Origin of the sequence: Microvirga sesbaniae (assembly GCF_025460805.1) — a bacterium.
In the GTDB taxonomy this organism is placed as follows: Bacteria; Pseudomonadota; Alphaproteobacteria; order Rhizobiales; family Beijerinckiaceae; genus Microvirga; species Microvirga sesbaniae.
The window spans coordinates 196,664-203,007 of sequence record NZ_JAMXFJ010000010.1 but is presented as its reverse complement, the minus strand read 5'-3'; the positions used below and the strand labels follow the sequence as shown (position 1 = coordinate 203,007).

Below are 6,344 nucleotides of genomic sequence, written 5' to 3'. Positions count from 1 at the left end.
GGCTGGTGCGTGCGAGCAGCGCGTCGGTCTCCGCGAAGTGCGCCTTCCACGGATCGGCATCGTTGGCATAGGGCAGGTAGGCCTCCTCACCGCCGGGATCGGTCTTCTTGCTTCCGGCCCTGATGGGTGCCTGCTCCGCCACGCCTCGGATGCCACGCAGGGCGGCCAGTCCGTCGATCGATAGCGGCCAGGGTGCCCTGCTGGCCAGAGCGGTGCGCCGGGCCCGCAGGGCGGCCGCGGCGCGGACAAGCTCGTGCGTGGGATGGCGCACATCCATGCCGGCATCATGCAGAACCAGGTCCCCGACATCGACAAGGTGTCCGTCGAGGAGCAGCGCCCGCACGGCCTCGGTCATATCGCAGCGGGACTGCCACCCGACCGCGAGGCCGGAGGTCTCGAGCCGGGCGTCGAAGCGCAGGGTGCTGATCGTGATCAGCTCGAGCCGGCCGGCGACGGTCTCCCACGGCAGTTCCGGCAGGGAATAGGCGCAGGGGAACGGTTGTTCCTCCTCGATCCCCCCTACCCTGCCCCCGAAAAGTAACCGGGGCAATTTGGGGGGCGATGCTCTGGAGCCATCGTTCTATGCAGAAGGCGGACCCACTTTTCACTGGCGGAGTTATGCGGACTGTCAAAGCGACGCTTCGGATCGGCACGCTGCGTCAGCGGGCTGTAGCGGTGACACCAGGCTCCGGAATCGTGAGCTGGGCCCTGCGGCAATCAATTTCAGCTGTCGCGCCATAGGGTAATGTGGCCATCGGATCCGTGTGTCCGAAATCGCATTCTGCCAGCACTGGCAGGTGCTGCATGCCCGCCTCGGCGAGAGCGCGCAGGACCGCCTCCTCCTGCTCCCTCCTATAGACTTCGTTCGTCTGCCCGCCCGGGCGTCCGAGAACGATGCCTGAGAGACGGGGCAAGATGCCCTGAGCCACTAAATTGCGGAGCCAGCGCAGGACAAGGGTTGCCGGCGGGGCTTCCTCGGAGGTCTCGTAGAAGAGGATCGCCCTGTTCCAGTAATCCAGCGGCGGCCACCAATCCGAGCCTTTCAGCATCTCCAGGACCTCGGCGCAGCCACCGATGAGATGTCCCTGTGCAATCCCTGTCCCCTGTAAGGTTCGCGGGCCGGTCGAGGGTGTCATCCTTCTGCGGCGGCTCTGGTTCTCGGGATCTTTCCAGGGCAGATGTTCGACGGTCCACCCTTCCGGGTTTGGTTCGATCGCTCCGATGGGATCTGTTTGAAAGATGGCCTTGCGCAGGGCGTTCTCGGCGTAGGCATGCATGCCCCCGTTCTCGGCAAAGCCCGCCATAATGGTCGGACCATAGAACGAGCTAAGACCCGCCTTGAGACAACCGAAGTGCAGGATGGTTGGATCGGAGTAGCCGAGAAAGACCTTGGGATTATCCGCGATCACATTCAGGTCGATATGCGGGATCAGGCGGATCGCATCGTCACCGCCAATGCTGGCAATGACGCCCTTGATCGAGGAGTCTGCGAAGGCCGCATGAATGTCCTCGGCGCGAGCCTGAGGGTACCGGTCGAGCCATGCGGCATCGCGAAGGGTATGGGGCATTTCGACAGGCCTGAGTCCAAAGACCTCGGAAAGAACCTTTTTGCCTGCCTCATAGCGATGCGGGAAGATCGCGGGTCCGCCCCAGCTCGTCGAAACGATAGCGACGCGATCGCCAGCCTGTAGGGCCTGTGGCTTGACCAGGGGTCTTTTCCACCAACGATCCGCCATATTGCATCCTCGCAACGGTCCTTACCTCTTGTCGCATATGGACCGAATAATGAGAACGGCGCCGCTTTCACAGCGCGGCCCAAAGATGTTGATGAAGCCGGTGCTTAGGTTGCCCAGATGACGAGCTCGGCCAGCGGCGGGATCCTTGGCCGTTCCCCATTCAGTCCCAGTCTGTCCCCGAGATAGGTGAAGAACGCCAGCCCGAGCTTGCGGCAGGTCTTCGACAGCCCCAGCATCACGTCGCGCGCCATGCGGCCATCCGCACTCATGGTGCCGCCGGAGATCTTGCGCTTGGTCACCCAGGCGCGCAGGTCGTTCTCGGAGGCATTGGTGTGCAGCGGGATCTCGGGCCGCTCGAGCACCCGCAGCAGACCGTATGTTCGTTGCCGGCGAAGGTGGCTCGTCCACACTATGCGATGAGCGAGGGTTGCGCTGGATGGGCCGGCGCCGAGCCTCCCGCACAGGGGACGAGCCATGCAGCAGAATAGCAAAGTGTTTGTCGGTCTAGATACCTCCAAACTGAAGACCTCCGTCGCCGTGGCCGAGGACGGTCGCCAGGGTGAGATCCGCTTTCTCGGCGACATCGACAACACCCCGGAGGCCGTGCGGCGCCTGGTGAACAAGCTGGCCAGCCGGCACGGCGAGCTGCTGTTCTGCTACGAGGCGGGGCCGACCGGCTATGGCCTGCAGCGCCAGATCTCCGCGCTCGGCCATGAGTGTGCGGTCATCGCGCCCTCGCTCATCCCCAAGCGCCCGGGCGAGCGCGTCAAGACCAATCGCCGCGATGCCCTGACCCTGGCCCGGCTGCACCGGGCCGGCGAGCTGACCGTCATCTGGGTTCCGGATCCGGGCCATGAAGCCGTGCGCGAACTGGTGCGAGCGCGGGAGGCCGCGATGGCAGATCTGCGTGAGAAGCGCCAGCACCTGCAATCCTTCCTGCTGCGTCATGGGCGGATCTTCCCTGGCCGTCAGCCTTGGACCCGGGCGCACGCACGATGGCTGGCCGAACTCATCTTTGAGCATCCGGCCCAGTATCTGGTCCTGCAGGAATACCGGAAGGCGATTGAGGAGGCCGAGACCCGCCTCGCGCGGTTGACCCAGCAGGTCGCCGAGGTGGTCGCAACCTGGTCGATGGCGCCGGTGGTGGAGGCGTATCAGGCCCTGCGCGGCGTGGCGCTCCTGACGGCGGTGACCTTTGTGGCCGAGATCGGCGATGTGCGCCGCTTCGAGAGCCCGCGCCAGCTGATGGCCTATCTCGGTCTGGTGCCGTGCGAAAGCTCCACAGGCGAGCGGGTCCGGCGGGGCAGCATCACAAAGGCTGGCAACACCCGCGTTCGCCGGGTTCTGATCGAGGGCGCCTGGACCTATCGCTTTCCGGCCCGGATGAGCCGCGTGCTGCAGGAACGCCAGGAGGGCTTGCCGCAGATCGTGCGGATGATTGCCTGGAAGGCGCAGGTGCGGCTGTGCGCGCGCTATCGGCGGCTGATGGCGGCCGGTAAGCGCCAGACCGTGGTGGCAACTGCAATCGCGCGGGAGATGACAGCCTTCCTCTGGGCGATTGGCCATGAGGTTGAGCCACGCTCCGCCGCCTGAGGGCGAACAAAGACAAGACCTCAGAACGAACCAGATCACGCTCGACTGACATCTGTGATTGCGCAGCACCGGAGGCAGGGCCTCGGTGGGGAACCCTCGTCCGAATTGTGTGGCCGATGATGTGTCATTGACGCCCGCCAGCAGATCGAGGCAGCCCCGGACGAACACACGGAAATGCGGTGACCAACCCGCGCATCAGAGTCTGCTCAACCGTCGTCTTGACGGCTCTGTCTCCGGCCCTGCGCAATCGCTTTATCCGGCCTGGCCCTGTTCCTGCATCGGGATTGCATACCCACGTCAAGGCTCATTGACAACGAACATCAGAGTTCGGTCTTCCTCCGCGCCAGGCGGGCCAGCAAGTCGTCGAGCTCCTTGTAGCCCGTGCGCAGGCCAAAGATCCGGTCAAACTGCCACCGGAAGGCCCGCTCCCCACCTGGCGAGGGGCTCTGCTTCCACAGCTTCAGGCTGCGGTAAAAGCACCAAATCGCCTCGCGGACCAACTCCACCGCCTGGGCCTGCTTGGGGAGGCCGGCATCAGCTTCTGCAGGTGGCGCTCCGCATGGATCCAGCACAGGGCGTGCGTGGTCACCCGGAACTGACCGGCATCGTCGGAGACCACGACGGTGTTGTCCATCAGCCCGTGATGCCGGAGCGCCCCCAGGTGGCGGCTTCGTCCAGTGCCTGCAGCAGAGGCCGGTCGAAGATGTTGATCGAGCACCGCAACAGATGCTGCCACCACTCCATTTGCGAACCGAACACCTGGTCCGGATGCGTGGCCAGCCGAGCGATCACAGTCGCATCGACAGATTGCGCCCGCAAATAGTCCAGTGTGGCTTCGTTGACGACGTAGTCCTCGCAGCCGGCCCGCAGCAGCGTCAGGAAGTTCAGGCGCGACTTCGACCGGCTGGTGCGAAAGACGCAAAAGCGCTCGCCGCCGATCTGGGTGGTCACCGCAGGACGGCGGGCATGGCGCGCCCCAGTGTCGTCGACGGTGAGGTAGGGTGAGGAGGTCAGGCCCGCCTGTAGAATCGCGCGGTCCTCCTGCTCAAACGCCTCCAGATCGGCGGTGAGCAGACGCACCACCTCGCGCTTCGAGATCGACAGGCCGATGCCGTTCAGCAGATCGGTCAGGCGCTCGGTGGTCACCTGGCCTTGCGTGTGCAGAGCCAGGCAGATCCGCTTCACATTGGGCCCGAACCCGCCGGTGATGCCGGGCGGCAGCGGCGCGATGATGGTTTGGCCCTCGGAGGTCACCCAGCGTTCCCGCTTGTAGCGCACCACCTCGGCGGCCAGCATCAGATCCCGATGCACCACCGTCTTGTACCCCTTGAAGCGCGAGCCGGGTGGCACCTCGACCTGCAGCGTCACCTCGCGGGTGACCCGATCCCGTTTGGCGCCACGACCTGGACGCCGGCCTGGACCGGGAGGCTTTGGCTGGGTGGCTTTCTCCATGCCGGAGGGTTTGAAGGGTGGGCGCGGCGGCAGGTGCTTGAGCCGGGCGATCTCATCCTTCAGGGCTTGATTGTCGCGGCGCAGGTTGCTGTTGTCGAGGCGCAGTTGCTCGATCTCTTGCTCCAGTCGAGCAATCTTGCCAGCCAGATCCGAGACCAGCTCGCGCAGGACCTTCTGAGACAGCGGTTTGTTGGAACCACCCGGCGGTGAGGTCATGCCGGGATTGAATCATGAATGTCCAGTCGGAGGAATCCCTCGCCCCCCAAAATGCCCCACTTACCCGAAAAGCATCACTGCGTCCTCAGACTAAGCTCTTGATAAACTGGACCTTAGCTTAGCAAGGCGAAGTGAAGCAAGCCTTCGCTACGTTGAGAGGCGAGATCATTCAGGTCTCCCTTTGAGACTCCGGTCGCGGTTCAGCGCCGTCGGCCTCGCCAGGGCGACCCGACGCGCCCTTTTTGACCCGCGAGGGCGCGGACGGGCTCGGGAGCGCTTATTCTAAGCCATTTCAGGAGGCGCCGTGAAAGCTCTCGCTGCTCTTCTGGTTAACGCGTCCGCGTGAAAGACGCCCTCAAACGATCAGTTGCTCACGACAAGCGAAAGTGTACAAAGGGCTTGAAAATGGCTTCGGAAAACCATTGATGGCCCCTCCCCTCTCGAAAGCTCGGCTAATCGGCTACGCTCGGGTCTCCACAGAGGACCAAGCGCACGATGCTCAGCTCGACGAACTGCGCGCGGCTGGCTGTGCCGAGATCCACCAGGAGCATGGGTCCGGCGCAAGCCGAGCTCGGCCGGTGCTGGCGCGACTAATCCGTGAGATCAAGCCAAGTGAGGTTCTGGTCGTGGTGCGCTTGGATCGTTTGGCTCGTTCAGTCAGCCACCTGCTTGAGGTGATAGAGACGCTGGAGGCAAAGAAAGCACATTTCCGCTCCCTGCGCGATCCGATCGACACCTCGACACCTCAAGGCATATTTTCCTTGCAGGTGCTCGGTGCAGTCGCCCAGCTCGAACGCTCTCTGATCTCAGAGCGCACGCGAGCGGGCATCAAGGCCGCCAAGGCACGAGGGAAGAAGCCGGGAAATCCAGGGATGCGGGAGCGGAGGCCGGAGGCCATCCGCAAGATCGCTCTGGCCCGGGAGAAGGTCTATGTGGATGATCTGATCGCCGGCGCGGACCAATGGATGCCGACGGTGCGCCGCATGCGCCCGCAGCACCCCTGGGAAGACGTTGTTCGCGTCCTCGGTAACAACGGCCAACGGTGGACGGTGGCCCGGCTCCGGCGCGCCGTCGGCAAGCTCGTGTCGCAGCACATGGCGGACCCTGCCCTCCTCCGCCCTGCCCCACGCAAGAACCTAGAGGACCGGCTCATGACGCTGATCGCCGGCATCGCCATGACCGACCCGAGCCTCTCGCTGCGGGATATCGGAGCGCAACTGGAGCGCATGCGGGAGCGGACCCCACGCGGCGGGCTCATATGGTCAGCCTCCTCAGTGAAGAAGCAGTTGGATCGAGCACGGAAGGCAGGGCTGGCGCTGCCGACATCGCTGGGGGCTGTGATCTAGA

General features: G+C 64.3%; 5 protein-coding genes and 2 pseudogenes. 2 read left to right on the top strand and 5 right to left on the bottom strand.

Annotated features, from left to right (window positions below; all coding sequences use genetic code 11):
* The 3 genes and pseudogenes from OCW50_RS16040 to OCW50_RS16030 all read right to left on the bottom strand — a co-directional run.
* Positions 1-550: pseudogene (locus OCW50_RS16040) on the bottom strand (hypothetical protein); the annotation flags it as partial.
* Between the two features lie 109 nt (positions 551-659).
* The gene (locus OCW50_RS16035; protein WP_210804995.1) at positions 660-1,736 is read right to left on the bottom strand and encodes a S66 family peptidase; all 1,077 of its coding nucleotides are present in this window, start codon (positions 1,734-1,736) and stop codon (positions 660-662) included.
* A gap of 104 nt (positions 1,737-1,840) precedes the next feature.
* Positions 1,841-2,122 (bottom strand): annotated as a pseudogene (locus OCW50_RS16030) (IS66 family transposase); the annotation flags it as partial.
* Between the two features lie 88 nt (positions 2,123-2,210).
* Here OCW50_RS16030 and OCW50_RS16025 point away from each other — a divergent pair.
* Entirely contained in the window at positions 2,211-3,329 is a 1,119-nt protein-coding gene (locus OCW50_RS16025; RefSeq protein ID WP_262265624.1) for an IS110 family RNA-guided transposase, read from the top strand.
* Between the two features lie 320 nt (positions 3,330-3,649).
* On the opposite strand, the gene OCW50_RS16020 is transcribed toward OCW50_RS16025, so the two are convergent.
* Positions 3,650-3,835: a hypothetical protein gene (locus tag OCW50_RS16020; protein ID WP_247654109.1), complete on the bottom strand. Its 186-nt coding sequence runs from the start codon at positions 3,833-3,835 to the stop codon at positions 3,650-3,652.
* A gap of 127 nt (positions 3,836-3,962) precedes the next feature.
* Positions 3,963-4,997 (bottom strand): transposase, encoded by a 1,035-nt coding sequence (locus OCW50_RS16015; RefSeq protein ID WP_210804907.1) that lies wholly within the window; start codon positions 4,995-4,997, stop codon positions 3,963-3,965.
* A gap of 425 nt (positions 4,998-5,422) precedes the next feature.
* Between OCW50_RS16015 and OCW50_RS16010 the strand changes: the two genes are divergently transcribed.
* Entirely contained in the window at positions 5,423-6,343 is a 921-nt protein-coding gene (locus OCW50_RS16010) for a recombinase family protein (protein WP_262267137.1), read from the top strand.
* Position 6,344: the final 1 nt, after the last annotated feature.